The organism is Tsuneonella dongtanensis (genome assembly GCF_001698205.1).
GTDB lineage: Bacteria > Pseudomonadota > Alphaproteobacteria > Sphingomonadales > Sphingomonadaceae > Tsuneonella > Tsuneonella dongtanensis.
Genome location: NZ_CP016591.1, coordinates 2,544,353 through 2,569,923 on the forward strand (window position 1 = coordinate 2,544,353; position 25,571 = coordinate 2,569,923).

Annotated in this window: 26 protein-coding genes and 1 tRNA gene; 13 read left to right on the top strand and 14 right to left on the bottom strand. The window is 65.6% G+C overall.

Annotated elements, in window-relative coordinates; genetic code table 11:
• Window positions 1-41 precede the first annotated feature (41 nt).
• From cysD to purU, 4 genes are read left to right on the top strand one after another with little or no spacing between them, the layout of a single operon-like run.
• The gene (gene cysD, locus A6F68_RS12410) at window positions 42-971 is read left to right on the top strand and encodes a sulfate adenylyltransferase subunit CysD (protein ID WP_257784444.1); all 930 of its coding nucleotides are present in this window, start codon (window positions 42-44) and stop codon (window positions 969-971) included.
• Window positions 971-2,890, top strand: a complete 1,920-nt coding sequence (cysN, locus tag A6F68_RS12415; protein ID WP_067680650.1) for a sulfate adenylyltransferase subunit CysN — start codon at window positions 971-973, stop codon at window positions 2,888-2,890. The genes cysD and cysN overlap by 1 nt, the downstream gene beginning before the upstream one ends.
• 10 nt (window positions 2,891-2,900) lie before the next feature.
• Entirely contained in the window at window positions 2,901-3,632 is a 732-nt protein-coding gene (locus A6F68_RS12420; RefSeq protein WP_067680653.1) for a 3'(2'),5'-bisphosphate nucleotidase CysQ, read from the top strand.
• Window positions 3,625-4,479, top strand: coding sequence for a formyltetrahydrofolate deformylase (purU, locus tag A6F68_RS12425; protein WP_067680656.1), 855 nt, complete (start codon window positions 3,625-3,627; stop codon window positions 4,477-4,479). Before A6F68_RS12420 ends, purU begins: the two co-directional genes overlap by 8 nt.
• Window positions 4,480-4,490: 11 nt before the next feature.
• On the opposite strand, the gene A6F68_RS12430 is transcribed toward purU, so the two are convergent.
• The 5 genes from A6F68_RS12430 to A6F68_RS12450 form a co-directional block, all read right to left on the bottom strand.
• The gene (locus A6F68_RS12430) at window positions 4,491-6,020 is read right to left on the bottom strand and encodes a sialate O-acetylesterase (protein WP_067680659.1); all 1,530 of its coding nucleotides are present in this window, start codon (window positions 6,018-6,020) and stop codon (window positions 4,491-4,493) included.
• Window positions 6,021-6,306: 286 nt separating this feature from the next.
• Complete coding sequence (locus A6F68_RS12435; RefSeq protein WP_067680662.1) at window positions 6,307-7,431, bottom strand: DUF3500 domain-containing protein; 1,125 nt, start codon at window positions 7,429-7,431, stop codon at window positions 6,307-6,309.
• Between the two features lie 67 nt (window positions 7,432-7,498).
• Window positions 7,499-7,575, bottom strand: a tRNA-Met gene (locus A6F68_RS12440).
• Between the two features lie 67 nt (window positions 7,576-7,642).
• Window positions 7,643-8,335, bottom strand: coding sequence for a Crp/Fnr family transcriptional regulator (locus tag A6F68_RS12445; protein WP_067680665.1), 693 nt, complete (start codon window positions 8,333-8,335; stop codon window positions 7,643-7,645).
• Between the two features lie 10 nt (window positions 8,336-8,345).
• Window positions 8,346-8,885 carry a 2'-5' RNA ligase family protein gene (locus A6F68_RS12450; protein WP_067682618.1) on the bottom strand — a complete coding sequence of 180 codons (540 nt, stop codon included), beginning with the start codon at window positions 8,883-8,885 and terminating at the stop codon, window positions 8,346-8,348.
• Between the two features lie 63 nt (window positions 8,886-8,948).
• On the opposite strand from A6F68_RS12450, the gene A6F68_RS12455 reads away from it, so the two are divergent.
• Window positions 8,949-10,892 carry an alkyl/aryl-sulfatase gene (locus A6F68_RS12455; protein ID WP_067680676.1) on the top strand — a complete coding sequence of 648 codons (1,944 nt, stop codon included), beginning with the start codon at window positions 8,949-8,951 and terminating at the stop codon, window positions 10,890-10,892.
• A gap of 9 nt (window positions 10,893-10,901) precedes the next feature.
• Here the strand turns inward: A6F68_RS12455 and mltG are convergent, their stop codons facing one another.
• The 3 genes from mltG to A6F68_RS12470 all read right to left on the bottom strand — a co-directional run bounded on the left by mltG (window position 10,902) and on the right by A6F68_RS12470 (window position 13,460).
• Window positions 10,902-11,864, bottom strand: coding sequence for an endolytic transglycosylase MltG (mltG, locus tag A6F68_RS12460; RefSeq protein ID WP_067680679.1), 963 nt, complete (start codon window positions 11,862-11,864; stop codon window positions 10,902-10,904).
• A 1-nt stretch (window position 11,865) separates the two neighbouring features.
• On the bottom strand, window positions 11,866-13,125 hold the full coding sequence (fabF, locus tag A6F68_RS12465; RefSeq protein ID WP_067680682.1) for a beta-ketoacyl-ACP synthase II: 1,260 nt from the start codon (window positions 13,123-13,125) through the stop codon (window positions 11,866-11,868).
• Between the two features lie 98 nt (window positions 13,126-13,223).
• Complete coding sequence (locus A6F68_RS12470; RefSeq protein ID WP_067680685.1) at window positions 13,224-13,460, bottom strand: acyl carrier protein; 237 nt, start codon at window positions 13,458-13,460, stop codon at window positions 13,224-13,226.
• Window positions 13,461-13,669: 209 nt separating this feature from the next.
• Here A6F68_RS12470 and A6F68_RS12475 point away from each other — a divergent pair, with 209 nt between their 5' ends.
• Both A6F68_RS12475 and A6F68_RS12480 read left to right on the top strand, forming a co-directional pair.
• Window positions 13,670-14,101: a ferritin-like domain-containing protein gene (locus A6F68_RS12475; RefSeq protein ID WP_067680688.1), complete on the top strand. Its 432-nt coding sequence runs from the start codon at window positions 13,670-13,672 to the stop codon at window positions 14,099-14,101.
• 227 nt (window positions 14,102-14,328) lie between these two features.
• Window positions 14,329-15,066 carry a hypothetical protein gene (locus A6F68_RS12480; RefSeq protein WP_157096733.1) on the top strand — a complete coding sequence of 246 codons (738 nt, stop codon included), beginning with the start codon at window positions 14,329-14,331 and terminating at the stop codon, window positions 15,064-15,066.
• Between the two features lie 10 nt (window positions 15,067-15,076).
• On the opposite strand, the gene aspS is transcribed toward A6F68_RS12480, so the two are convergent.
• Window positions 15,077-16,939, bottom strand: coding sequence for an aspartate--tRNA ligase (aspS, locus tag A6F68_RS12485; protein ID WP_067680694.1), 1,863 nt, complete (start codon window positions 16,937-16,939; stop codon window positions 15,077-15,079).
• A gap of 156 nt (window positions 16,940-17,095) precedes the next feature.
• Here aspS and rnd point away from each other — a divergent pair, with 156 nt between their 5' ends.
• From rnd to A6F68_RS12500, 3 genes are all read left to right on the top strand, one after another.
• Window positions 17,096-18,289: a ribonuclease D gene (rnd, locus tag A6F68_RS12490; RefSeq protein WP_067680696.1), complete on the top strand. Its 1,194-nt coding sequence runs from the start codon at window positions 17,096-17,098 to the stop codon at window positions 18,287-18,289.
• A gap of 240 nt (window positions 18,290-18,529) precedes the next feature.
• Entirely contained in the window at window positions 18,530-18,805 is a 276-nt protein-coding gene (locus A6F68_RS12495) for a type II toxin-antitoxin system RelE/ParE family toxin (RefSeq protein ID WP_067680699.1), read from the top strand.
• A 13-nt stretch (window positions 18,806-18,818) separates the two neighbouring features.
• On the top strand, window positions 18,819-19,715 hold the full coding sequence (locus A6F68_RS12500; RefSeq protein WP_067680702.1) for a hydrogen peroxide-inducible genes activator: 897 nt from the start codon (window positions 18,819-18,821) through the stop codon (window positions 19,713-19,715).
• Window positions 19,716-19,771: 56 nt separating this feature from the next.
• On the opposite strand, the gene A6F68_RS15070 is transcribed toward A6F68_RS12500, so the two are convergent.
• Window positions 19,772-19,939: a hypothetical protein gene (locus A6F68_RS15070; RefSeq protein ID WP_157096734.1), complete on the bottom strand. Its 168-nt coding sequence runs from the start codon at window positions 19,937-19,939 to the stop codon at window positions 19,772-19,774.
• A gap of 65 nt (window positions 19,940-20,004) precedes the next feature.
• Entirely contained in the window at window positions 20,005-20,442 is a 438-nt protein-coding gene (locus A6F68_RS15075; protein WP_157096735.1) for a hypothetical protein, read from the bottom strand.
• Between the two features lie 296 nt (window positions 20,443-20,738).
• On the opposite strand from A6F68_RS15075, the gene A6F68_RS12505 reads away from it, so the two are divergent.
• The gene (locus A6F68_RS12505; protein ID WP_067682621.1) at window positions 20,739-20,993 is read left to right on the top strand and encodes a hypothetical protein; all 255 of its coding nucleotides are present in this window, start codon (window positions 20,739-20,741) and stop codon (window positions 20,991-20,993) included.
• Window positions 20,994-21,042: 49 nt separating this feature from the next.
• Here A6F68_RS12505 and pgsA read toward each other — a convergent pair whose 3' ends face one another.
• A complete protein-coding gene (gene pgsA, locus A6F68_RS12510) occupies window positions 21,043-21,648 on the bottom strand; it encodes a CDP-diacylglycerol--glycerol-3-phosphate 3-phosphatidyltransferase (RefSeq protein WP_067680705.1) in 606 nt (201 codons plus the stop codon).
• Between the two features lie 107 nt (window positions 21,649-21,755).
• Here pgsA and A6F68_RS12515 point away from each other — a divergent pair, with 107 nt between their 5' ends.
• Window positions 21,756-23,066, top strand: coding sequence for an MFS transporter (locus tag A6F68_RS12515; RefSeq protein WP_067680708.1), 1,311 nt, complete (start codon window positions 21,756-21,758; stop codon window positions 23,064-23,066).
• Here the strand turns inward: A6F68_RS12515 and A6F68_RS12520 are convergent.
• Together A6F68_RS12520 and A6F68_RS12525 are read right to left on the bottom strand one after the other, a co-directional pair.
• A complete protein-coding gene (locus A6F68_RS12520) occupies window positions 23,063-23,254 on the bottom strand; it encodes a hypothetical protein (RefSeq protein WP_067680711.1) in 192 nt (63 codons plus the stop codon). The two genes, A6F68_RS12515 and A6F68_RS12520, sit on opposite strands and share 4 nt — an antisense overlap.
• Window positions 23,255-23,355: 101 nt before the next feature.
• Entirely contained in the window at window positions 23,356-23,763 is a 408-nt protein-coding gene (locus A6F68_RS12525; RefSeq protein ID WP_067682624.1) for an EVE domain-containing protein, read from the bottom strand.
• A gap of 118 nt (window positions 23,764-23,881) precedes the next feature.
• On the opposite strand from A6F68_RS12525, the gene A6F68_RS12530 reads away from it, so the two are divergent.
• Window positions 23,882-25,549, top strand: coding sequence for a putative bifunctional diguanylate cyclase/phosphodiesterase (locus A6F68_RS12530; protein ID WP_232308144.1), 1,668 nt, complete (start codon window positions 23,882-23,884; stop codon window positions 25,547-25,549).
• The last annotated feature ends 22 nt before the right edge of the window (window positions 25,550-25,571 follow it).

A 25,571-nucleotide genomic window follows, 5' to 3' on the forward strand; every position in this document is an offset into this window, starting at 1 on the left:
CTCGGACGGGCTATGCCATCGGGCCGGCAACCGCTTTACGAGTGACCGCTTTCTCCATGTCGTCCCCGCTTACCCACCTCCAGCGCCTCGAGGCCGAGAGCATCCACATCATGCGCGAGGTGGTGGCCGAGGCGGAGCGCCCGGTCATGCTCTACTCGATCGGCAAGGACAGCGCCGTCATGCTGCACCTTGCTAGAAAAGCGTTTTTCCCCGCGCCGCCGCCCTTTCCCCTGCTTCACGTCGACACGACCTGGAAGTTCAAGGACATGTACGCCCTGCGCGAAAAGGCCGCGCGTGAGGCGGGCATGGAGCTGCTGGTCCATCGCAATCCCGAGGCCGAGGCGCAGGGGATCAATCCCTTCGATCACGGCCCGCTCCATACCGACATGTGGAAGACGCAAGGCCTCAAGCAGGCGCTCGACCACCATGGCTTCGATGCGGCTTTCGGCGGCGCCCGGCGCGACGAGGAAAAGAGCCGCGCGAAGGAGCGCATCTTCAGCTTCCGTACCGCCAGCCACGCATGGGACCCGAAGAACCAGCGCCCCGAACTGTGGAACCTCTACAACGCGAAGAAGCGGAAGGGTGAGAGCATCCGCGTCTTCCCGCTGTCGAACTGGACCGAGCTCGACATCTGGCAGTACATCATGGCCGAGGGCATCGAGATCGTACCGCTCTATTTCTCCGCCCGCCGACCGACCTACGAACACGAAGGCGGGCTGTTCATGGCCGACGACATCGAACGGCTCGAACGCGTTCTCGGCCGCCGCCCGGAAATCACCGAACGGTCAATCCGCTTCCGCACGCTCGGGTGCTTCCCGCTGACCGGAGCGGTCGAAAGCGAGGCCAGGACCCTGTCCGAAGTCGTGCAGGAGATGTTGCTCACCACCACCAGCGAGCGGCAGGGCCGGGTCATCGACAAGGATGGCGGTGACGCGTCGATGGAGAAGAAGAAGCAGGAGGGCTACTTCTGATGAGCGGCCCCGCCTACCGGACCGAAGCGATCGTCGCGGAGGACATCGACGCCTATCTCGACGCCCACCAGCACAAGACGATGCTGCGGTTTATCACGTGCGGCAGCGTCGACGACGGCAAGTCCACGCTGATCGGGCGCCTGCTCTACGACAGCAAGATGATCTTCGAGGACCAGCTCGCCGCACTGGAAAACGACAGCAAGCGGGTCGGCACGCAGGGACAAGACATTGATTTCGCTCTGCTTGTCGACGGCCTGGCGGCAGAGCGCGAGCAGGGCATCACCATCGATGTCGCATATCGGTTCTTCGCCACCGAAAAACGCAAGTTCATCGTCGCCGATTGCCCGGGACACGAGCAGTACACGCGCAACATGGTCACCGGAGCCTCCACCGCCGACCTCGCGTTGATCCTGATCGACGCGCGCAAGGGCGTGCTCGTCCAGACCCGGCGGCACAGCTACCTGTGTCACCTGCTGGGCATCCGGAACATCGTCCTGGCCGTCAACAAGATGGATCTCGTCGCCTATTCGCGTGATGAATTCGACAGGATCGTCACCGAATATAGCCATTTCGCCAAGAGCATCGGTATCGAGAGCTTCACCGCGATGCCGATCTCCGGCTTCAAAGGCGACAATATCACCGCGCTATCGACGAACACACCCTGGTACACCGGTCCGACGCTGGTCGAGCACCTTGAAACCGTCGAGGTCGACAGTGCGCGCCATGCGGAGAGTCCGCTGCGCATGCCCGTGCAGTGGGTCAACCGCCCCAACCTCGACTTTCGCGGATTTGCCGGTCTGATCGCGAGCGGCTCGGTCAAGCCGGGCGACGCGATCCGCGTGCTGCCTTCGGGCAAGACCAGCACGGTCAAGTCGATCGTCGCATTCGGCGGGGACCTCGAAAGCGCGCAGGCGGGGCAATCGGTCACGCTGACGCTCGAGGACGAGGTCGACTGTTCGCGCGGCAGCGTGATCGCAGCAGCCGATGCGCCGCCCGAGGTATCCGACCAGTTCGAAGCCACCATCGTCTGGCTCGACGACGAAGCACTGCTTCCCGGGCGCGGTTACTGGCTGAAACTGGCGACCCAGACGGTCACCGCCACCATCGCCGAGCCGAAATACGAGATCAACGTCAACGACCCGTCCGGCGCGGGGGCCCATCTCGCCGCCAGTACGCTCGATTTGAACGCGATCGGCGTCGCCGAGGTGACCACCGACCGGCCCATCGTGTTCGAGCCCTACGAGCAGAATCGCGCGCTCGGCGGGTTTATCCTGATCGACAAGGTCAGCAACCGCACGGTCGGCGCGGGCATGCTCCATTTCAGCCTGCGCCGCGCGCAGAACGTGCACTGGCAGGCGACGAGCGTCGGCCGCGAGGACCACGCCGCGCTCAAAAACCAGAAACCGCTGGTGCTGTGGTTCACCGGGCTTTCGGGTTCGGGCAAGTCGACCATCGCCGACGCGGTCGAGAAGCGGCTCAACCTCATGAACCGCCACACCTTCCTGCTCGACGGGGACAACGTGCGCCACGGGCTCAACAAGGACCTGGGCTTCACCGAGGCCGACCGGATCGAGAACATCCGTCGGATCGGCGAGGTGGCGAAACTGATGGCCGACGCCGGCCTCATCGTGCTCACCGCCTTCATCAGCCCGTTCCGCGCGGAGCGCCAGATGGTCCGCGACATGCTGCCCGAGGGCGAGTTCGTCGAGATCTTCGTCGACACCCCGCTCGAAGTCGCCGAAGCGCGCGACGTCAAGGGGCTCTACAGGAAGGCGCGCGAAGGCAAGCTCAAGAACTTTACCGGCATCGACAGCCCCTACGAGCCGCCCGAGAACCCCGACATCGTGGTGAACACGGTCGAGACCAGCCCGGACGAAGCGGCCGAAGCGATCATCCGCAAGCTGCTTCCGCTGCGATGAGGCCGCCGCGATGAACGATGCCCAGCTCGCCGCACACCTCGCCGCCGACGCCGGACGCATCCTGCTCGAAGTGCGCGACAGCGGGAAACATCACGGCAAGGACCTGGGCCGCGCAGGCGATGCCGAGGCGAACGCGGTGCTCGTAGCTGCCCTGCGCGACCTCCGCCCGGATGACGGGCTGCTGTCCGAAGAGGAAAAGGACAACCCGGCGCGGCTTTCCAGGAAGCGCGTGTGGATCGTCGACCCGGTCGACGGCACCCGTGAATACGGCGAAGGCCGTACGGACTGGGCCGTGCACGTCGCGCTGGCGATCGATGGCCGGGCCGAAATCGGCGCGGTCGCCCTGCCCGGTCTCGGCCTCGTGCTCCGCAGCGACGAGCCGGGCGAACTGCCGCCCGCCGACCCTCGCCCACGCATGGTCGTCAGCCGGACCCGGCCGGCGAAGGAAGCCGTGGCGGTGTGCGAGGCGCTTGGCGGCGAACTGCTCCCGATGGGGAGCGCCGGGGCCAAGGCGATGGCGATCGTCCGCGGCGAGGCTGAAATCTACCTTCACACCGGCGGCCAGTACGAATGGGACAGCTGCGCCCCTGTCGCCGTGGCGCGGGCCCACGGCCTGCATTGTTCGCGCGTCGACGGTTCTCCGCTGATCTACAACCGGGCCGACACCTACATGCCCGACCTGCTGATCTGCCGCCCCGAATGGGCCGAGCGCGTGCTGGCCGAGGTCGCCCGACTTGCCTGACGAACTGGTCCTGCGCCTGTCGTGCCCGGATCGCTCCGGCATCGTCGCGCGCGTGTCGAGCTACCTCGCGGCCGCGGGCTGCAACATCCTCGACGCCCAGCAGTTCGAGGATCGGCTCGGCAACCGCTTCTTCATGCGCGTCGTGTTCGATCCTGCCGATGGCTCTGCGAGCGAGTTGCGCGAAGGATTCGCCCCGATCGCGGCGGAATACGGCATGGACTGGGACCTGCGCGACCGGTCCGCGCCGCCCAAGGTCATCATCCTCGTTTCGAAGTTCGATCACTGCCTGGTCGACCTGCTCTACCGCAAGCGCATCGGCGAGATCGACATGGACATCGTCGCCGTGATCTCGAACCATCCTGCCGATCCCGACCATCCGCTGATCACCCCCGGCATCCCGTTCCATCACTTGCCGGTCACGCCGGGCACCAAGCCGGAGCAGGAAGCGCAGGTCCGCGCGATCATCGAGGAGACCGGGGCCGACCTCGTGGTCCTCGCCCGCTACATGCAGATCCTGTCGGACGACATGGCACGGTTCCTGTCGGGCCGGTGCATCAACATCCACCACAGCTTCCTGCCCGGGTTCAAGGGCGCCAAGCCCTATCACCAGGCCTACGAGCGGGGCGTGAAGATGATCGGCGCGACGAGCCACTATGTCACCGCCGACCTCGATGAAGGCCCCATCATCGCGCAGGACGTCGAGGCGATCAGCCACCGCGACACTCCCGAAGACCTCGTGGCCAAGGGTCGCGACGTCGAACGGCGCGTCCTCGCCCGGGCGGTCAGGATGCACCTCGAAGGCCGCGTGTTCCTCAACGGCAGCCGCACGGTCGTTTTCGCGAGCTGATCTTCGCCCGCTCAGTTCGTCTGGCGCGGGGCGTCGATCGTCAGTTCGAACGGCCCGAGCGGCATTTCGGCCTGGTCGAACACGTTGCAGATCGGTGCCGCGTCCCAGCAATAGCGCACGAGCACGGGGCGCGATCCGTCGGGGACCGCAACCACGATGCCCTCCGACGAGAAACGTGCATCGGCGAAGCTGCAACTGGTGCCCGCGGCATCCTCGCACAGCATGAACGGCCCCGGACGTCCCCATGAGGCTGCAAGGAGAGGCCCCTTCGCCGAAGATATGGAAATCTCGACCCCGTCGCCGACGCGGAGCGCGGACACGGCCTCGGGAGGTCGATATGCCTCCGGCTTGCCATAGGCCAGCTTGAGCAATGCTGCGCCAGCGCGCTGTCCCACGGGCCTTTTCATCGTCGGATGGATGTCGAGCCGTTCGCTTACGTCGGTGGTCACGACCAGCTCGGTGGCCGGATCGTCGCGCGCGACCTGCCTCTGGGCTTCCCTGACAGCGGCCCAGTCGTCGTTGTCGGCTTTACCGGCAAGCTTGCCGAAGCCCGCAAGCTGAACGACCACGAACGGGACCTTCGCCCCCAGCCGGCCACGCCAGCCGGCGATCAGGGCTTCGAGCAGGCCGCGATAACTCACGGTGGTTTCGGCGTTGTTCGCTTCGTTTTCGCCCTGGTACCAGATCACGCCCGCCACCCGTGTCGGGCCGAGCGGGGCGATCATGCCGTTGAAGAGGTTGGCATACCCCTCCTTCCCCTTGCGGGTCCGGGCCGGGTTGGGGCGCGATTCCCACAGGTCGTTCAGGGTCGCGCCATACCTGGCCTGCGCCGCTTCCGGATCGCGGCGAAATGCATCGAGCACGGCAAGCTGCTCGTCCATCCCGCCGGCCCTCGCGATCCCTTCATAGGGCAGCCACGCCCTGATCGGCGTGCCGCCCCACGCCGAAGCGATCAGGCCCACCGGAACCCGCTCGCTCCTGGCGATCTCACGTCCCGTAAACAGGCAGACGGCCGAAAAGTCGGCCCAGCCGTCCGAAGCCTTCTTCCACTTCGCGTCCTTGCCGAAGCGGGCTCGTTCGACCTGCGCACTGGCCTCGGGCACGGTGAGCAAGCGGATCCGCTGGTCGACTGGCATCCGGCGATCTTCCGGACGCAGCGCCGAGGCTGACATCTTCCATGCCATGTTCGACTGGCCCGAACACAGCAGGACCTCGCCGATCGCGATATCGGCAACCTCGAATTGGCCGCCCGCTTTCGACACCGAGAGCGTCAGGCCGTCCGCTGCCTCGCGGGAAGGAAGCTCCAGTCGCCAGGTACCGTCCGGGCGGACCGTGGCCGTGCCCGTGTCGTCGCCCAGCCTGGCCGTGACCTCGGTTCCGGGCCGGCCCGTGCCCCAGACCGGTATCGCCTGTCCTCGCTGAAGGACCATGCCGTCCGAAAACGGCGCGCCGATGGAGAAACTCCCGTCCTGCGCCGACGCCGGGACTGCCAGCAGAGCACTCGCGCCGAGTGCGAGCAGCGCCGACAGGATTCGGACCATGGGCAACCCCTCGTTTCGACGCGATCCTGGGAAACAGTTGTGCTTCCCGGACGGTGGCTATCCGTCACGCGTTATGCACCTCCGCACGGGATGGTCCACTCAAGATTCCATCCGCTTGCATGGGCCGCGCACCATGCCGCCCGCGCCCGGATACACCGATGAGGCCCGCGCGATTGGAGGTTAGCCGGAGGCGATCGGTCTCCAAAGGCTCTGACCGCCCCCCAACAAAGGTGGTTGAAGTGGAAGCGGAAGAGGGGCTTAAACTCCCGACACGCGGCCCAACTGCCTACCGGCCATGCGCCTCATCGTAGTGGCGCTTTAGCCAGTCTGCCCCGTAATCATTCGACGGGTCGCGCAGGATCGAGTGAACGTGATTGAACTGACCGTCACCCGAACTCTCCCGGATGTAGTCGATCACCACCGACGGACCCTGCACGCGAAACATGTACCGTCCACTCGGCGCATCGGTCGGTCCCCACCAAGCAAAACGCAAAGTTTCAAGGCCATCGGCTTCGATTGTGTCACGCTGGCGTGCCGCCGCTTCGTCCGACGCATCACCGAGATATTCGTTGAGCAGCCCCTGCAACATATTTCGCTGGAGGGGATCGAGTTCGGAAGCCTTGATACCGAACTGCACCTTGTGGCTGTCCTGATTGCCTGGCCCTGCGAAGAGTTCGGCATCGACTTCGCCGGAAACAACTGCCCTCTTCAACTGCTCGGCATCAAGCGATCCCAGCAGAGCGAGCGCCCGATCCGCTTCGTGCTGTAATAGCCGCCAACCGGCGTAGCGCCCTTGCGGCACCACTTGGGGATTGGCACCGAGAAACATCGGCGTGAAAGCGATCTTGCCGCCAGACACGGTGAAGGTGGCAGCGAAATGGTGCCCGGTCACAAGCCAGCCCCAGTCACTGTCGCCCGGATTGCCGAAGATTTTGACGAAGAATTTCTCCGTGTCATAATTTTCGGCGAAGGCGAGTCCTTGCGCCTTGGGCGGGTCGCCGTCCGGCATTGCTGCAAGCGTCCCTTCGACGATTCCCCGAAGCACATCCTCGTGCCACATGATGGTGGCAGTTTTCAGATAGCCTTGGCTCGAAAGAGCCGCCGCCATCATCGCATGAAAGGCCACTCGCTGCGCGCTTGTCATGTCGGCCACCGACAAGCCCGAGCGCGGAGCCATGCTTACCGGCAGGTTCGACCAACTGGTGCGGGAACGGGTATCGTCGAGGTCGCCCAGGACGCTCGCTCGCTGCGCCTCGTCGAGGCTCGCGATGAATACCGTCGTCGCATCTCGCATCGCACGAACCCGCGCGTCTTCGAGCGAAGCTCCGGGCGAGACATGGCCGGAAACGGGAGTGGTGGAAGCCACTGCCAGAAGAGCGGCAACGGCGATGGGTATCGTCAAGGCTTTCATCACTGACCCCTCGGACCCGTGAAGAGCCTAGGACAACTGGCCGCGGCTGACAAATGAGGAAACGCGATGGTAGCGGAGGAGGGACTCGAACCCCCGACACGCGGATTATGATTCCGCTGCTCTAACCGGCTGAGCTACTCCGCCCCAAGGGCTGGCCCGGCGCGTCGGGGCGCGGGGCAGGCGGCGCATTTAGGGCCGGGTCCGGGCCGGGTCAACCGGTCAAATCGCACCCGCAAGCGAAGGCCTGCGATCCCGCCGCGGCCTCGTTCATGCGCGCGATCTTGGTGGCGAGCGCGCGGTTGATCGCCCGGTCGAAGGCGGCGCCGATCTCGGGCGCGGCTTCCGCCATCTGGGCAAGCGCAGCGCGATCGACGACCGCGAGCCGCATGGAATTGGTCACCGTGACCGCGGTACTCGCGGGCTGGCCCGTGGCGATGCTCATGTCGCCGAGGAAGTCGCCCTCGCCGCACACCCCGACCAGCCGCCCGTCGAGCTCGATCCCGGCCGCGCCCGACGCGACGTAGATCAGCGGGGGCTGCGGCTGCCCCTGGCGGATCAGGACCTCGCCGGGTTCGACGTCGCGCCATTCGAGCAGGCCGACCAGCCGCTTCTGCTTGGCGGGATCGTCGACCCGCAGGATGTCCTCGAGCAGAGCGCGCTCCTCCGCCCGCATCGCTCCGAACCGGGAGCGCTGGACGAGCAGCACGAACTGCACGCCGGCCGCAACCGTGAACAGAGCGGACCAGAGCAGCGCTGCCCCGCCGACACCCGAGAGGATGCAGTATGCCACCGCTGCCATGCCCGCGCCGAACGCGAGCCCGCGAACGGTTCGCGGCGATTTCATCACCATCGCTGCGACGAGCAGCGCACCGGCCAGATGAAGCAGCAGTTCGGTCGGTTGCATGCGCGGTTTCCTATCGTCCCCGGGAGGTCGCATTACCGCGAAATGCCCAGAATTGCACCGTTTCCCACGGTCCACCCAGATATCGGTGGAGCGCCAGCCCGCGGAAGGCGAACGCGCGGGGTTCGATCCGGTCCGCCAGCGCTGCCTGGAGCGCCTTGGCCTCGTCCGGCGAAACCTTGTTCTGGATGGTGACGTGAAGCCGCGGCGCATGCGAATCCTGCGGAGTGAGCATGCCGTGGAACCGTTCGGCGAGCCGTTCGCGCAAGGCCAGCATGGCAGGACTGGCGATCCGCAGCGCGGTGCCCCGCCCCAGGCTCATCACGCCCTCCAGCCTAGCCTCCACGGGTGCAGACCGTGCCTCGGCTGCGAGCGCCTCGCGCACCTCGTCCTCGATCATCGGCGGCAGCGCGTGGAACAGCGTGACATGCGCCTTCAGGAAATTGCGCTCGGGCGGGAAATGCGCCTTGCGCAGCTGGTCGGCGCGCGATTGCAGCGCCTCCGGCAATTCGGCTGTGACGATCAGGGGGGCGCTGGAGCGGAGGTCGGACATCGGACGCTTGCCCTTACGCGCGGTGAGGCGCACCTTTCCAGCCGCAATCAGCGGGAGGGGCAGATGAGGATCACGATTGCCGCACTCGGGCTCGGGCTCGTCGCGGCGGGGCTCGCGGGCAGCGCCGAGGGCAAGCCCGCCAGCGAGGCGACTTTGGCGGCCCAGCGTGACGCCGCAGCCGCGCTTCCCGCCGACGATGGCACCGACGCGGCCTTCGCGGAGCGCGGGTTCATCGCGACGCGTGCCGATCCGATCATCCGCGCCGCCGACGGCCGGCCGATCCTGAACCTCGACGCGTACGGCTTCGTGAAGGGCCCGGCGCCCGCCAGCGTCCACCCCAGCCTGTGGCGGCACGCATCGCTTCTCGCGCGGCACGGCCTGTTCCAGGTCACCGACGGCGTCTGGCAGGTGCGCGGCTTCGACCTGTCGAACATGACCGTGATCGCGGCCAAGACCGGCTGGATTCTGGTCGACCCGCTGACCACGCGCGAAGCTGCCGCCGCCGCCCTCGCGCTGGTCAACGAGCACCTGGGCCCGCGGCCCGTCAGCGCGGTCATCTACAGCCACAGTCACGGCGATCACTACGGCGGGGTTCGCGGCGTCGTCGACGAGAAGGACGTTACCGCCGGCAAGGTCGCCATCCTCGCGCCCGAACACTTCACGCAGGAGGCGGCGTCTGAGAACATCATGGCCGGCGCGGCGATGGGACGGCGCGCCACGTTCCAGTTCGCCACTGCGCTGGCACCGGGCGTCGAAGGCCAGATGACCAGCGGGATCGGCCCCGCGCTGTCTGCCGGCGAAATCACGCTGATCGCCCCGACCGACACGATCAGGCGGACGGGCGAGACCCGCGTCGTCGACGGCGTGCCACTCGAATTCCAGATGGCCTCGGGGTCAGAGGCGCCATCCGAGATGAACGTGTGGATCGCGCCGGCGCGCACGTTCCTCGCCGCCGAGATCGCGACCTGCACGTTTCACAACATCCTCACCCCGCGCGGTGCGAAGGTGCGCGATGCCCACGCCTGGGCCGGCTTCCTCGACGAAGCGCTCCAACGCTACGCGCCCAAGAGCGACACGCTGATCGCCAGCCACTGCTGGCCCCGCTTCGGACAGGGCGATCTGACCGCGTTTCTTGCCGCCCACCGCGACAATTACCGGTACCTGCACGACCAGACGGTCCGGCGCATGAACAAGGGCGCGACGATGGCGGAAATCGCCGAGGACGTCGTGCAGCCGCCCGCCCTGGCGCAAACCTGGGCCAACCGCGGCTACTACGGAACCTACCGCCACAACGCCAAGGCGATCTACCAGCATTACCTCGGCTGGTACGACGGCGTGCCGGCGCGGCTCGACGAACTGCCCCCGGTGACGCGGGCCCAGCGGTATGTCGCGGCGATGGGCGGCGCGAAGAAGGTGCTGGCCCTCGCCCGCAAGGCCTTCGCCGCCGGCGACTATCGCTGGTCGAGCGACCTCGGCGACAAGCTCGTCTTCGCCGATCCGGCCAACAAGGCGGCGCGCGAGCTGCTCGCCGACAGCTACGAGCAGCAGGGATACCAGGCGGAAAGCGCGATCTGGCGGAACCAGTTCCTGAGCGCCGCGCAGGAGCTGCGCATGGGTGTCCCGACCGTCTCCCGCGCCAGCCAGAGCGCCGACCTGATCGCCGCCGTCCCCACACGCCTGTTGTTCGATTCGGCGGCCAGCCGCTATGATCCCAGCAAGCTCGGCCGGCCGCGCGCCGCGGTGACGTTCGTGTTCCCCGAACGCAGCGAAAGTGCGAGCCTCGACGCCAACGCAACCACCCTGTTCGCCCGTGAAGGCGCCGCCGGTGAAAGCGAAGCGACTGTCACCGGGCCTCGGAGGCTGGTACTCGGACTGCTGTTCCTGAAGGTGCCGCTGGCCCAGCTCGAAGCCGCCGGGCTCAAGGTGACGGGGGATCGCGCTGCGGTCGAGGCTATCGCGGGCGCGCTGGACGCGATCCCCGGACCCTTCCCGATCGCCGAGCCCTAGACCCCGGGATCAGTCGAGTTCCCCGCGCGCGCGGCGAATCTCGAACCAGCGCTTCACGTTGGCGTTGTGCTCGGCAAGCGTCGCGGCGAAGACATGCCCGCCCTTGCCGTTGGCGACCATGAACAGCGCTTCCGTCTTGGCCGGGTTCAGGACCGCGGCGATGCTTTCGCGCCCCGGATTGGTGATCGGCCCGTTGGGCAGCCCGCTCATGGTATAGGTATTGTAGCCGTTGACCGCGGCGATCTCGCTTTGGCGAATGCGGCGCCCCAAAGGCTTGCCCTTGGTGATGGGGTAGATGATCGTCGGGTCGGCCTGCAGCGGCATGCCTGTCTTCACCCGGTTCGAATAGAGCCCGGCGACCATCCGGCGCTCGCTGGCAACGCCCGTCTCCTTCTCGACGATCGAGGCGAGCGTGATGGTCTCCTCGGGGCTGGAAACGGCAATGCCCGGCGAGCGCTTCGACCACGCTTCGGCAAGATAGTTGGTCATCGCCGCCTGCATCCGCGCGAGAACCGCGGTGCGCGCCTCGCCGCGTTCGAAATCGTAGGTGTCCGGCAGGACGGAGCCCTCTTCCGGCACCGGGATGGGCCCGGTGAGGAGCGGTTCGGCCATGAGGCGCTCGTGGACCATGATCGAGGGCAGGCCTTCGGGAATGGTCACGAAGCGGCGGATCACCTGGCCGTGCTGGAGCGTGTCGAGGATGGATGCCGGGCTCGCGCCCGCCGGCAACGCGAATTCGCCGCGCTGCACCGGGTCCCCGCTGCCGAGGATCTTCGCACGGAGGAGAAACGCGTCGGCCGACGCGATCAGCCTTTCTTCCTCGAGCTTACGCGCCACGCTCGTCAGCGTCGCGCCGTCTGGCACGGTGAACGCGGTTTCCTTTTCGACGTTTGCCGAACCGTACCAGCCAAGGGCAAACCACCCGAACGCCAGCGCTGCGACGAGCGCGGCGAGGATGACGATGCGTTTCACGTCAGTCGACTTTCTTGAAGATCACGCTCGCGTTGGTGCCGCCGAAGCCGAAGCTGTTGCTGAGCGCCGCCTCGACCTCGCGCTTGCGCGCATGGTGCGGAACGAGGTCAACCCCCTCGGTGCCTTCGTCGGGATCGTCGAGGTTGAGCGTCGGCGGCACGACCTGGTCGCGGATCGCCAGCACGCAGAAAATCGCCTCGACCGCACCGGCGCCGCCGAGCAGGTGGCCGATGGCGCTCTTGGTCGAGGACATCGACGCGCCCGACAAGTCGTCGCCCAGCACGCGCTTCACCGCGGCGAGTTCGATCGTGTCGGCCATCGTGCTGGTGCCGTGCGCGTTGACGTAGTCGATGTCGCCCGGCCCCATCTCTGCCTTGCGCAACGCCATGCGCATGGCGAGTTCGGCGCCCTTGCCCTCGGGATGCGGCGCGGTGACGTGGTAGGCGTCGCCCGACAGGCCGTAGCCGACGACCTCGGCATAGATCTTCGCGCCGCGCGCCTTGGCGTGCTCATATTCCTCGAGCACCATGACGCCCGCGCCCTCGCCCATGACGAATCCGTCGCGGCCCTTGTCATAGGGGCGGCTGGCGCGGGTCGGATCGTCATTCATGCTCATGTTGAGCGCCTTGGCCTGCGCGAAGCCGGCGATGCCGATGGGGTTGATCGTGCTCTCCGCGCCGCCCGCGACCATGATGTCGGCGTCGCCGTCCTTGATCATACGCGCCGCGTCGCCGATCGAGTGCGCGCCGGTGCTGCACGCGGTCACGACCGAGTGGTTCGGCCCCATCAGGCCGTACTTGATCGAGACCTGCCCGCTGGTGAGGTTGATCAGCCGCCCGTGGACAAAATGCGGGGACACGCGGCCCGGGCCCTTTTCGGCCAGCACGAGCGATTCGCTCTCGATTCCCGGCAGGCCGCCGATGCCCGACCCGATCGAAACGCCCGCGCGCTCCTTATCCTCGTCGGTCATGTTCTCGAGGCCAGCGTCCTCGATCGCCTGCCCGGCAGCGTCGATGGCGTAGACGATGAACGGATCGACCTGGCGCTGGACCTTGAAGTCGACGCGCTTGTTGGGATCGAAGCCCCAGGGGTGGTCGGCCGGCTTCACCTCGCCGGCGATCTTGGCCTTCTGGTCGCTCACGTCGAAGCGGGTGATCGGGCCGATCCCGCTCTTGCCCGCGATGAGGTTGGACCATGTCGTCTCGACGTCCGCCCCCAGCGGGGTGACGAGGCCCAATCCGGTTACGACCACTCGGCGCATATGACTCTCCGTAAACGCAACAGGCCCGGCCCCGCGAAGGGTCGAGCCTGTCTATGCCCCGCCGACTTGCCGTCAGGCGAGCGCGGCGGGATGGGCGATCAGCCCTTGTGCTCTTCGATGTACTTGGTCGCGTCGCCGACGGTGGCGATCTTCTCGGCCGCATCGTCGGGGATTTCGACGCCGAATTCCTCTTCGAACGCCATGACCAGCTCGACGATGTCGAGGCTGTCCGCACCGAGATCGTCGATGAAGCTCGCGTCCTGGGTGACCTTGTCGGCCTCGACGCCGAGGTGTTCGACTACGATCTTCTGCACGCGGTCGGCGGTATCGCTCATGTGGGTGCCCTCTTGAATTGGGGGATGGAAGTTGCCTGTCGCCCTAATGAACGGCGCGCGGGTGCGCAAGTGCCGCGCGGCGCACTCCCCGCCGGAGGGTACCGCCAGCCTGGGCCAACAGCATTCTTTCGCGCCGATCCTGTCATTGGCGGAACGAAGCGACTCCAGCGCGCGTTTATCCTGCAACCAACAGTTTCAGGAGTTTACCAATGGCCACCACCATCTTCAAATCGCTCGTCGACACCACCTTCGATTCGGTCGACGGCTACCGCAAGGCAGCCGAGAAAGCCGACAGCGCCCAGCTCAAGAGCGCACTCGCGGGCCGTCTCGAAGCGCGCCAGCAGACGCTCGAGGCCCTTAACGCCGAGCTGCAGCGCCAGGGCGACGAACTCGTTACCAAGGGCACGATGACCGGCGCGGCGCACCGCCTGTGGGCCGACATCACCGACGTCTTCGAGAAGGGCGACGAGGCTGCGGCCGAGCGCGTCGAGGAAGGCGAAGACTACCTCAAGAACAAGTTCGAGGAAGCGCTCGAGCACGCCGACCTGCACGAGCAGGAGCGCGCCGTGGTGCAACAGTGCTACGCCGAGATCTGCGAAGGCGAACGCTTCGGCGACATGATCGAGAAGCAGTACGACTGATCGGTCGAACCTGACACGACGGAAGGGCGCGGAGCGATCCGCGCCCTTTTTTGTTGTTTGACAAGCGCAAGGGGATGACCGCGCCAGTGCTCGATGACAGCCAGCCCGCATAGCGGTGCCCGAAGGCCGTGAATGTAGCGCAGGTCCTCGGGCAAGACAGGCAAATCCGCTTGATGTGCAGGTGGGGCGCACCTATCGATGCCGACGGGGGGCAGATGTTCCGGACAGTGCGCGATCGCGTGGTAGGATGGCATACCGGCCTGCGCGCGCGCGGCACGCTCAGTCTGTTTGCGTTCGAATTCTTTGTAGTTGTGCTGGGGGTGCTGGCCGCGCAAGCGGTGCAAAGCTGGGTTCAGGACCGCGAGCAGCGTCTGCATGCCGAAGCGGAGCAGGCGCGGCTCGAACAGGGCTTCATACAAAGCCGACAATCCGCACAGGTCTGGCGTGCGGCGCTGCCCTGTTTACGCGATCGAGTACGCGAAGTGATGCGTATCGCCGGCTCCGGCGCCTTGCTGGACAATGCGCAAAGCCGCCGGCCAAAATTGGTGCAGAGCACGTACCCCGGCGTCTCCCCCGAAACCAGCCGCCTGATCGAACAGAGGATCGGTCCGCAGCAGACCGGTATTCTTCTCGCCACCCAAGCCCGTTTCGACACGGTCAAATTGGCCGCGGACGAGATTCGCGTCGAGTGGGAAATGTTCCGTCTGCTCGATCCCGATTTCGGTCAGACAGGCTCCGCCGACCGCGCTGCAGTGCGTGCCTCCGGCGCGGCAATTCTTAACTCTCTGCGCACGATTGAAGTCGTGCTGGACGCGATCGAGGATCAGGCGCGCCTGACGGACGTGCGCCCTAATATACCTTTCGATCGCCAGGTGGGCCTCATGCCCGTGCGCAATTGCGATGAAATCTGGGCCCAGGGCGCCGCATACCGGACGATCGAACCAGGTGAACCATCGCCCTATTGAAATTGCCCCGCTACTGGTTTTCGCCCGGATCCTCGTCCCGGTCGGTGGCGGTGCCATTCATGTCGGTCGATTCTCCCGCGGGTGCTTTCGAGACCGCTTCGCGCGCCTTGGCATCGAGTTGAATGCTCACGTCGCGCAGCTGACGGTTTGACACCACGCTCGGCGCGCCCATCATCAGGTCCTGCGCGCGCTGGTTCAACGGGAAGGCGATGACCTCGCGGATGTTGGGCTCGTCGGCGAGCAGCATGACGATGCGGTCGATGCCGGGGGCCGAGCCGCCGTGCGGCGGCGCACCGAGCTTGAACGCCTCGATCATGCCGCTGAAGTTCGCGTCCACGTCGGCCTTCGTGTAACCGGCGATCTCGAACGCCTTGTACATGATCTCAGGCTTGTGGTTCCGGATTGCACCCGACGACAGCTCGTAGCCGTTGCAGACGATGTCGTACTGCCAGGCGAGGACGTCGAGCGGATCCTTGGTCTCAAGCGCCTCCATCTCGCCCTGCGGCATCGAGAAGGGATTGTGGCTGAAATCGACCTTCTTCGCGTCCTCGTCGTACTCGAACATCGGGAAGTCGACGATCCAGCAGAAGTCGAAGCGGTCGTCGGGAATGAGGCCCAGTTCCTCGCCCACGCGGGTGCGCGCGGCACCGGCGAGCTTGACCGCATCCTTTTCCTTGCCCGCGGCGAAGAACAGGCCGTCGTTTTCGCCCAGGCCCAGTTCGGCATAGAGCGCTTCCATGCCCTCGGTGCCGTGGTTCTTGGCGATCGGGCCGCCGAACTCGCCCTGCTTGCGGGTGACGTAGCCGAGACCCGCGAAGCCTTCGCGGCGCGCCCAGTCGTTCATGTCGTCGAAGAACTTGCGGCTCTTGTCCGCGGTGGCGGGCGCAGGAATCGCGCGGACCACGCCGCCGGTGCCGACGATCTTCTCGAACAGCCCGAAGCCGCTCTGCGTGAAATGGCTCGAGACGTCCGCGATGATCAGGGGATTGCGCAGGTCCGGCTTGTCGCTGCCGTACTTGAGCATCGCCTCGCGATAGGGGATGCGCGGGAAGCTGCCCGCCGGGGTCACGCTCTTGCCGCCCGAGAACTCCTCGAACACGCCCGCGAGCACCGGCTCGATGGCGTTGAATACGTCTTCCTGCGTCACGAAGCTCATCTCGAAGTCGAGCTGGTAGAATTCGGGGCTGCGGTCAGCGCGCAGGTCCTCGTCGCGGAAGCACGGGGCGATCTGGAAATAGCGGTCGAAACCCGCGACCATCAGCAGCTGCTTGAACATCTGCGGCGCCTGCGGGAGCGCGTAGAACCGGCCCGGGTGCAGGCGGCTGGGCACGAGGTAGTCGCGCGCGCCCTCCGGCGACGACGCACCGAGGATCGGGGTCTGGAACTCGGTGAAGCCCTGGTCGATCATCCGCCGCCGCAGCGAAGCGATAACGTTGGAGCGCAGCACGATGTTGGCGTGCACGCGCTCGCGCCGCAGGTCGACGAAGCGGTACTTGAGGCGCGTTTCCTCGGGGTAATCTTCCGCCGAATTGACGATCAGCGGCAGGTCGCTGGCGGTCGATTGCACGGTCACACGCTGCGCGAAGACCTCGATCTCGCCGGTCGGCAGGTTCGGGTTGACCGCCGCGTCGGCGCGCGCCTTCACCGTGCCGTCGATCGTGACGACCGATTCCAGCCGCAGCTTTTCCAGTACCGGCAACGCCGGGCTGTCGCTGTCCGCCACCACCTGGGTAATGCCGTAGTGGTCGCGCAGGTCGACGAACAGCACTCCGCCGTGGTCGCGCTTGTTGTGCACCCAGCCCGACAGGCGGACGGTCTCACCGACGTCGCCCTTGGTCAGGGCACCGCAACTGTGGGTACGATAGGCGTGCATCTAAATTCTTTCCATTTTCGGCTGTATGGCGCTAGGGGCGCGGCGCGCGCGCTTCCCTAGGCGGAAACGACGCGCGCTAACAGGGGAACCACGGTGCTTTGTCAAGGCATCCGGCGTTCCCGTGGGCGGCACTCCGCCCCAGAAACGAAAAGAACGATGAAGATACACGACCTGATTACCACGACCGCCGCGCTCTCCGAATTGTGCGAGCGCCTTGCGAAATCCGATTTCGTCACGGTCGACACCGAATTCATGCGCGAGAACACCTACTGGCCCGAACTGTGCCTGGTGCAGATCGCCAATACCGAGGAGGCTGCGGCGATCGACCCGCTGGCCGACGGGATCGACCTTGCTCCCCTGCTCGACCTGCTGTGCGAGAACGAGGACGTGCTGAAGGTCTTCCATGCAGGCGGGCAGGACGTGGAGATCGTCTACAACCTGACCGGCAAGACCCCGCACCCCATCTTCGACACCCAGATCGCGATGATGGCGATCAGCCAGTCCGAGCAGATCGGCTACGCCAACCTCGTCGAAAGCTGGCTGGGCTTCACCGTCGACAAGGGCGCGCGGTTCACCGACTGGAGTCGCCGGCCGCTGACCGACCGCCAGATCGAATACGCGATCGGCGACGTCACCCACCTGTCGGTGATCTTCCCGCGCATCCTCAAGAAGCTGTTCAAGACCGGTCGCGGCGTCTGGCTCGATGCCGAGATGGACCGGCTTGCCGATCCGGCGAATTACGCCAACGACGCGGGCGAGGCATGGCAGCGCATCCGCGCGCCCAGCCGCAATGCGACCGTGCTCGGCCGGCTCAAGGCGCTCGCCGCATGGCGCGAGCAGGAAGCGCAGCACAAGAACATCCCGCGCGGCCGGATCATGCGCGACGAGACGCTCGCCGACATCGCCAGCCATCCGCCCAAGGCGCAGGCCGATCTCGTCAAGGTTCGCGGGCTCTCCGCGGCCTGGCGGGACAACGACATCGGCAAGCGCCTGATGAAGTGCCTCGAAAAGGCCGAGCCGCTTTCCGCCGACGAGATGCCCGACAAGCCCAAACGCGGCGCGCCGCTGGGCAAGGAAGGCGTGCTCGTCGCCGACCTGCTCAAGCTCCTGCTCAAGATCCGCAGCCGCGAGATCGACGTCGCCGCGCGCCTTCTCACCCGCAGCGACGAGATGGAGGCGCTCGCCGCCGGAGTGCGCGACCTGCCGGTGCTGCAGGGCTGGCGCTACGAAGTGTTCGGCAAGGACGCGCTCGAACTCGTCGAGGGCAAGCTCGGCTTCGGGGTCGAGAAGGGCCGGCTCAAGATGACGCGGATCGAGGTTCCGGCGGAGGAGGCCATCGCGGCCGAGTGACCTGCATTGTGCGGAAGGATCGGTATCGCCATCCGTTCTCGCTTTTCCCCCATCTGGTGTTAAAAGCACAGAGATGAACGCGCCGCGCAACATTTTCGGGAAACCGAGCGAGGACGCCGTCCTGCATTCCGACGCGCGGGCGCGTGCCGACGCCGCCACCGGTCGGACGGTTCCGAACGCGGAGGTGGCCGCGTGGCTTGAAAAAGTCGGGACGCCCGAAGAAGGGCCAATGCCGCGTAGATGGCTGAAGTAGTCTGGACGCGCGAAGCGCTCTCCAATCTCGACCTCATCGTTTCGTACATCCACCAGTTCGATCCTGAAGCCGCCCAACGCTTCGCGCGGGCGTTGACCGATTCCGCGGCCAGCCTTGGGGAGTTTCCCGACCGCGGCAGGCCGTCGGGCAACGGCACACGCGAGTTGCCGATCGTGCCGCCCTATGTCATCCGGTACGAAAGCGACGGCGGCATTGCGACCATCCTCAGCATCCGTCACGGGCGCCAAAGCGGCGACGACTGAGAGCGCACGGTTTATGACCACCTACCTCCCCACGATCAAGCAGCTCCAGTACCTCGTCGCGCTGCACGAGCATGGCCACTTCGGCCGCGCGGCCGATGCCAGTTTCGTATCGCAGTCCACCCTTTCCGCGGGCCTGCGCGAGCTCGAATCGCTGCTCGGGGTGACGCTGGTCGAGCGCAGCCGCCGGGTTGTGCGCTTCACGCCGCTGGGTGAGCAGGTCGTCGCCAAGGCGCACCGGCTGCTGCGCGAAGCGGAGGAGATCAGCGAGCTCGTCCAGGCGAGCGGCAAGCCGCTGGCGGGCGAACTGCGCATGAGCGTGATCCCCACGATCGCTCCGTTCCTGCTGCCGCGCATCCTCCCGCGCCTGCGCCGCGAGCGCCCTTCCCTCAAGCTGTTTCTGCGCGAAGAAACGAGCGACCACGCGGTCGAAAGCCTGCACCACGGCCGCGCCGATTGCGTGCTGCTCGCCCTGCCCTTCGCGACCGGCGAGGTCGAAAGCGCACACATCGCGGACGACCGGCTGTTCGTCGCCTTTCCCAAGAACGACCCGCGCGATCCCCCGGCGGAGATTCCGCCGTCGATGATCGACGAGGGCCGCCTGCTGCTGCTCGAAGACGGCCACTGCCTGCGCGACCACGCGCTGGCCGCCTGCAACCGCCCCGAGCTGCGCGCCAGCGCAACGATGATCGGCACGTCGCTCCACACGCTGGTGCAGATGGTCGACAACGGCCTCGGCCTGACGATGCTGCCCGAAATGGCGATCGACGCGGGCATCCTCCACGAAACCGAGGTCGTCGCACGCCCTCTGAAGGGCAAGGCACCCACCCGCGAGATCGCGCTGATCTGGCGCAAGAATTCGCCGCGAGCGGACGAGTTCAGGCTGTTGGCGGAAGAGCTGCGGGCGGGATAGCAGGGGTGATTGGTTGCGACCCCTCAGCGTTCACATAGCGAGATTCGACCCGATTTTTACGGATTGCGCGCCTCGGGTGCAGAGTTTGACGCATGTGCGGTGCGGAAATGGTCGGCGAGCGCTAGTCGCTTGGCCGCAACAATCTCCATGCCGTTGAGCCAATGGCGCTCGGCTGCCAACTCTATATCGTCGGCGGGGCCGTCGACCTCTGATTCGATTGTCATGGCATTCCTTTGGCTTGAGCCAGAACGGTTTTTATGACCGGGCTCCTCGGCGGGATCGTTCGATACTATGGACGCACGACCGATGGTCCGGCTTTTGTTGTCGCGTAGTCCGCCTCAGCCCGCGTCATTTGCGCCCTGCCGTCTTCGATACGCCTCAAAGCGGCTGATCTTGTTGCAGAGGCGTCACTGATCTTCTGCTCTGCTTCGGCAAGCTGCTCGCGAGCCCGATCCAGGTCTCGCTCGGCCTCGGCTCGGTTACGATCGCTTTTTTCGATAGCTTTCCTGGCATCTTGGACGGTGCTCTGTCCTTCGGTCCAGGCGGTCCCGTAGGCGCCGATCTTGGCACCTCGGTCGGAAAGTCGCTCGCCTGTATTCCTCGACGGGTTGTCCGTGGCGCAAGCAGTCAAGGACAGTGAGAGGCCGATCGCCATGCAGGCGATCTTCCATGCAACCGGCTTTCGCTCGGCTGAGGGGATGATGTTATTGATCGAGGCTTGAAACATGATGCAGCTCCCTTGGTAAGCGGGAGCCCGGCTGTCTCTCGGTCGGCGGCGCTTACGAAAACGTTGCCATGCCGATGAATTCTAGATGGGAGCGCAATGCGCAAATGCAATCAATATTATAATAAATTCAGTAGCTGCCTTGTTTATTATGTCTTCTCCTACCATCTAAAAGTCAGCTACCAGTCGCGATCGACGGTCCCGAGAGTATTTTTCCTCTCCCTTCTTTCTTTTTCGCCTCTTAGCCCGCGCACAAGCGGTCGCTATTGATCGTCTGCGCGAGACTGAAGGAGTTTTTCATGACCCATTTTGGCAAGATCAAGAGCTACGACGCCGGTAAGGGCAGCGGCACGATCGCACCCGAAAAGGGCGGAGACGCGCTCACGTTCCAGAAGTCTGACCTTCAGCAAGAAGCCGCCGAACCGAAGCAGGGTCAGCGTTTCGGCTACGAGACGAACCAGGCCAGCGGCGGCGACATGTGCGCCACGAACCTGCGTCAGCAGGAGCAGGGCGATAATTTCCAACGGGATCAGGCCAGCAACCAGCAGGGCTGATCCACCGGCTGCCCGGACGTGCGCAAATGCACGTTCGGGTAACCGCTCCTCAGTCCATGTGCTTGAGGCCGACCCGCAGGTAGTCCCAGCCGGTCACCAGCGTCAGCGCTGCCGCGGCCCACAGGCTGCCGAGACCGACGAGGTGGATCCACTGATCGGCCAGCGGCCCGCAGTCGTACCTGACCACGCAAGGCGCGCCGTGCACCGCTCCGCCGAGGATCAGCGCGCCCAGGCTCACGAGTTGGAATGTCGTCTTCCACTTCGCGAGTTTCGATACCGGCACCGAGACCTGCAGCGGCCCGAGGAATTCGCGCAGGCCGCTCACCGCGATCTCGCGCATGAGGATGATGAGGCCGGCGATCACGTGCAGGTCGCCCACATAGGGACCGCGCATGTATCCTTGCGCCGCGAGGACGAGGATGACCGCGGCGACCATGATCTTGTCGGCGATCGGGTCGAGAAACTGGCCGAGCTTGCTGACCGTCCCCTGAGCGCGGGCAAGATAGCCGTCGAGGTAATCGGTAAAGCCGATCACGCAGTAGAGGACGAAGCCGAGCCCGTACCCGAAGCGCCAATCAGGCCACCACAGGAGGAACGCCAGCAGCGGAACCGCGAAGATGCGGCTGAGCGTCAGCAGATTGGGCAACGTCAGCATCGCGTGCCTCTAGCCCAGCATTCGCCGGTGCAAAAGCGCCCTTTGTCCTTGCCGCTCTCGCGCAAGCCGCTAGACGCGGGACTGGAGAGGCTGGCGACAGGACCTGCATGACCGTTTCAACGCACATGCTGCGCCGCCGACGCTTCCTGCCGCTGTTCGTCACCCAGTTGCTCGGGGCCTTCAACGACAATCTCTACAAGACCGCGATGGTGCTCTTCGTCGTGTACGAGGTGTACCGGTCGGAGGAAGCGGGCGGCGTTTTCAGCGCGGTGGCCAGCCTGGTCTTCATCCTACCGTTCTTCATCCTGTCGGCGCTCGCCGGGCAACTCGCCGACATGCGCGACAAGGCCAGGATCATCCGCATCGTCAAGGCCGCGGAGATCGCGATCATGATCGTCGGCGCGACCGGACTCGTGCTCGCGTGGCGGGGCATCGCGGTCGATCTGGTCGCCGTGCCGCTGCTCATGCTCGCGCTGTTCGCGATGGGCGTGCATTCCACCTTCTTCGGCCCGATCAAGTACGCGATCCTGCCCCAGCACCTGCGCGAAAACGAAGTGCTCGCGGGCACCGGACTGGTCGAGGCCGGAACATACATCGCGATCCTGGGCGGCACGATCCTTGCCGGCTGGATACCGGTCGAGTTCGCTGCCGTCGGCGTGGTCCTGACCGCAGTGGTCGGCTACCTTGCGGGTCGGCAGGTGCCGCCCGCCCCTGCGCAGGGCGAGGTCGAGCCGCTCGACTTTCACATGCTGCGCAGTTCGATCGCACTGGTCCGCAACACCAGCCACGACCGCCGCGTCTTCCTCGCGATCATGGCCATCAGCTTCTTCTGGACTATCGGGGCGGTGCTGTTCATTCAGTTCCCGCCGCTCGCCAAGCACGTGCTGACCGCAAGCCGGGAAGTCGCCAGCCTGTTCCTCGTGATCTTCTCGATCGGGGTCGCGATCGGCTCGGTTTCGGTCAACGCCCTGCTCAAGGGCACGGTCTCGGCACGGTATTCACCGGTTTCGGTGATCTGCATGGGCCTGTTCGTGCTGGCGTTCTACCTCGTATGCCGGACCTGGGTGCCGGAAACCGACGGAACGCTGCTGAACGTCAGCGAATTCGTCTCGCACGCGATGGCCATCCCGCTCCTGCTGAGTCTCCTCGGGATCGCGGTCGCCGGCGGCATGTTCGTGGTGCCGCTCTACGCCTTCCTGACGACGTTCGTGCCCAAGACGCAAACGGCCCGGACGATCGCTGCCAACAACATCGTCAACTCGGGGGCGATGGTGATCGGATCGCTGATCGCGACCGGGCTCAGCGCGTTCGGCCTCGACCTGGTCCACCACTTGCTGCTGACCGCGGCGATGTGCCTTTTCTCGGCCTGGCTGGGGCTCTTGCTGCTGCGCGCCGAAAGGGCCGCGCTGGCGGGCTAGACGATGAAGATCGCGACTGCGGCGAGGCAGGCAAAGTAGGCGCCCGCGAATCCGAAGACATCGTCGCGGCTGATCGCCCACGAAGATCGCCCGAGGACGATCCTTACGCCGCGACAGACGTGGGGGGGAAGCGAAGCGCGGAAGGAGTTCCGGGCCTGTTCGTCGGAGAGTACGAGTGAGCGTCGCATGGTGAAGCGCTTAACAGGGCGTAAACCATTGCGCTCCCGCCATTTCCGGCCTGTCGCGCGGTGGGACATTAAGGCTGTTCGTTGACGACGGCGCTCAGCCGTCAGCGGGTCTCTTTCGGGCTGCTCGCAAGCTTCATGATGTACGCCCACTCTTCCGGGCGCACCTCGGCTACCGAAAGCCGCGACAGCTTCAGCAGTTCGATGTCCGCGAGCGCGGGGTCGGCCTTGATCTCCGCCAGCGTCACGGGACGTGCGAGCTTTTCGACCGGCCTGACCTTCACCGCCGCCCATTTGCCGGTATCGTCGGTCGGGTCGGGAAGACCGGCCGCGCTGATCTCGACCACGCCGACGATCTCCTTGCCGATGTTCGAATGGTAGAAGAACGCCCGGTCGCCCACCTCCATCGCCTGAAGGTTGTTGCGCGCGCGATAGTTGCGAACCCCGTCCCAGGTGCCCTCGCCTTCGGTGACGAGGTCGTCCCAGCTGTAGGCATCGGGTTCGGATTTCATCAGCCAGAAGCGCGGCACGGTCGATCCTCGTAGTCATGGGGGCGGGCGCAAGTCGATCTTAACCCGATTTTCAGCCTCATAGGCGATAGGCGACGGTTCGCAACAGCGGGGGGCGGGGTTGCCGAAGGGCGTCGTCAAGGACAACTCGAAAGCAGGCGGGGAAAAGGCGCTGGAACGCGCCGAACGCGATCTCGTCGCGCTCGGCATCGCGGTTGCGGCGATCCTGCTGTTCGTGGGAACGGGCGGCATGGTGTTGCCGCAAGTCGTACGCTCGTGGATGGGCGTCGGCGCTGCGCCCGACCCGATTCTCGTCAACGCGCTCCTGCTCAACATCGCGCTCGTGATCTTCGGTTGGCGACGGTACGCCGAACTGACCCAGGAAATCGCCGAACGCCGCAAGGCAGAGGAGCTCGCCAGGCAACTGGCCGAAACCGATCCGCTGACCGGTAGCCTCAACCGCCGCAGCATCGGAGCAGCCACCGAGAAACTGCTGTCGGTCGCGCACGCCGAGGGCCGCGCGGTCGCCTTCGTCATGGTCGACCTCGACAACTTCAAGACCATCAACGATCTCAACGGTCACCAGGCGGGCGACCTGCTGCTCTCGACGACCGCAGACCGCATCCGGGCGCTTCTTCCCCGCGACTCGCTGCTTGCGCGACTGGGTGGCGACGAGTTCGCCTGCGTAATTCCCTACGACCCGCGCTTCCCCGACAGGATCGACCAGTTCGCCTGCCAGCTCATCGAGCGCGCCGGAGAGCCCTTCGACTACGACGGGTTGGTCCTAGAGATCACGGTATCGGTCGGCATCACGAGCAACCTGGACACAGGAGCGGAGGCGATCGAGGAGGGCAGCGCGCAGGCGTTGATCCACCGCGCCGACATCGCGATGTACCACGCCAAGAAGCAGGGCAAGAACCGCTATTTCTGGTTCGAAGAGCCGATGGAAAGCGAACTGCGTTTCCGCAGCGAACTCGAAACCGGAATTCGTCGCGGCGTCGCGCGCGGGGAATTCGTACCCTACTACGAACAGCAGATCGACCTCGAGACCGGTGCGCTTTCAGGCTTCGAAATGCTCGCGCGCTGGCAGTCACCGACCCTCGGCCTCGTCAGTCCCGAAGTCTTCATCCCTGTCGCCGAGGAGATCGGCGTGATCGCCGAACTCAGCGAGCAGCTCATCGACAGGGCGCTCGCCGACGCCAGCGAATGGGACCCCCGGCTCTCGCTCTCCGTCAATATCTCCCCCGTGCAGCTCCGCGACCCCTGGTTTGCGCAGAAAATCCTCAAGCTTCTGGTCAAGCACAACTTCCCGCCGCACCGGCTCGACATCGAGATCACCGAGAGCTGCCTGCACGAGAACATCGGTGTCGTTCGCTCGATCATTACCAGCCTCAAGAACCAGGGTGTGACGATCAGCCTCGACGATTTCGGCACCGGCTTTTCCAGCCTCTCGCAGCTGCGCACGCTTCCGTTCGACCGCCTCAAGATCGACCGCAGCTTCGTTTCCGAGATCGGCAGCGCCGATGAAAGCGACAAGCTCGTTCGCGCGATCGTTTCGCTGGGCGACGGTCTCGACTTGCCGATCACCGCCGAAGGTATCGAGGACACCGAGATACTGCGCAAGCTGCGTACGATGGGTCAACTGAAAGGCCAGGGCTATTACTACGGCCGGCCCGAAGCCATCGACGCGGTACGGTCGAGGCTCGATTCGGCGGGCCTGCTGGCAAAGCGCGAAGCCACGACCAAGAGCGATCCGCCGTCCAGGGCCAAGCAACGCAAGACCGGCTGAGGCGCAGGCCACTGGACGTAAG

Excerpts from the sequence above, each read along its gene's own strand:
- aspS (WP_067680694.1), bottom strand. The coding sequence starts at position 16,939 with ATGCACGCCTATCGTACCCACAGTTGCGGTGCCCTGACCAAGGGCGAC.
- A6F68_RS12450 (WP_067682618.1), bottom strand. The coding sequence starts at position 8,885 with ATGTCCGACCTCCGCTCCAGCGCCCCCCTGATCGTCACAGCCGAATTG.
- A6F68_RS15075 (WP_157096735.1), bottom strand. The coding sequence starts at position 20,442 with ATGTTTCAAGCCTCGATCAATAACATCATCCCCTCAGCCGAGCGAAAG.
- A6F68_RS12475 (WP_067680688.1), top strand. The coding sequence starts at position 13,670 with ATGGCCACCACCATCTTCAAATCGCTCGTCGACACCACCTTCGATTCG.
- pgsA (WP_067680705.1), bottom strand. The coding sequence starts at position 21,648 with ATGCTGACGTTGCCCAATCTGCTGACGCTCAGCCGCATCTTCGCGGTT.
- A6F68_RS12445 (WP_067680665.1), bottom strand. The coding sequence starts at position 8,335 with ATGCAACCGACCGAACTGCTGCTTCATCTGGCCGGTGCGCTGCTCGTC.
- A6F68_RS12420 (WP_067680653.1), top strand. The coding sequence starts at position 2,901 with ATGAACGATGCCCAGCTCGCCGCACACCTCGCCGCCGACGCCGGACGC.
- A6F68_RS12500 (WP_067680702.1), top strand. The coding sequence starts at position 18,819 with ATGACCACCTACCTCCCCACGATCAAGCAGCTCCAGTACCTCGTCGCG.
- A6F68_RS12435 (WP_067680662.1), bottom strand. The coding sequence starts at position 7,431 with ATGAAAGCCTTGACGATACCCATCGCCGTTGCCGCTCTTCTGGCAGTG.
- A6F68_RS12505 (WP_067682621.1), top strand. The coding sequence starts at position 20,739 with ATGACCCATTTTGGCAAGATCAAGAGCTACGACGCCGGTAAGGGCAGC.
- rnd (WP_067680696.1), top strand. The coding sequence starts at position 17,096 with ATGAAGATACACGACCTGATTACCACGACCGCCGCGCTCTCCGAATTG.
- A6F68_RS12525 (WP_067682624.1), bottom strand. The coding sequence starts at position 23,763 with ATGAAATCCGAACCCGATGCCTACAGCTGGGACGACCTCGTCACCGAA.
- A6F68_RS12515 (WP_067680708.1), top strand. The coding sequence starts at position 21,756 with ATGACCGTTTCAACGCACATGCTGCGCCGCCGACGCTTCCTGCCGCTG.
- cysN (WP_067680650.1), top strand. The coding sequence starts at position 971 with ATGAGCGGCCCCGCCTACCGGACCGAAGCGATCGTCGCGGAGGACATC.
- A6F68_RS12430 (WP_067680659.1), bottom strand. The coding sequence starts at position 6,020 with ATGGTCCGAATCCTGTCGGCGCTGCTCGCACTCGGCGCGAGTGCTCTG.
- A6F68_RS15070 (WP_157096734.1), bottom strand. The coding sequence starts at position 19,939 with ATGACAATCGAATCAGAGGTCGACGGCCCCGCCGACGATATAGAGTTG.
- A6F68_RS12495 (WP_067680699.1), top strand. The coding sequence starts at position 18,530 with ATGGCTGAAGTAGTCTGGACGCGCGAAGCGCTCTCCAATCTCGACCTC.
- A6F68_RS12470 (WP_067680685.1), bottom strand. The coding sequence starts at position 13,460 with ATGAGCGATACCGCCGACCGCGTGCAGAAGATCGTAGTCGAACACCTC.
- fabF (WP_067680682.1), bottom strand. The coding sequence starts at position 13,125 with ATGCGCCGAGTGGTCGTAACCGGATTGGGCCTCGTCACCCCGCTGGGG.
- A6F68_RS12455 (WP_067680676.1), top strand. The coding sequence starts at position 8,949 with ATGAGGATCACGATTGCCGCACTCGGGCTCGGGCTCGTCGCGGCGGGG.
- A6F68_RS12520 (WP_067680711.1), bottom strand. The coding sequence starts at position 23,254 with ATGCGACGCTCACTCGTACTCTCCGACGAACAGGCCCGGAACTCCTTC.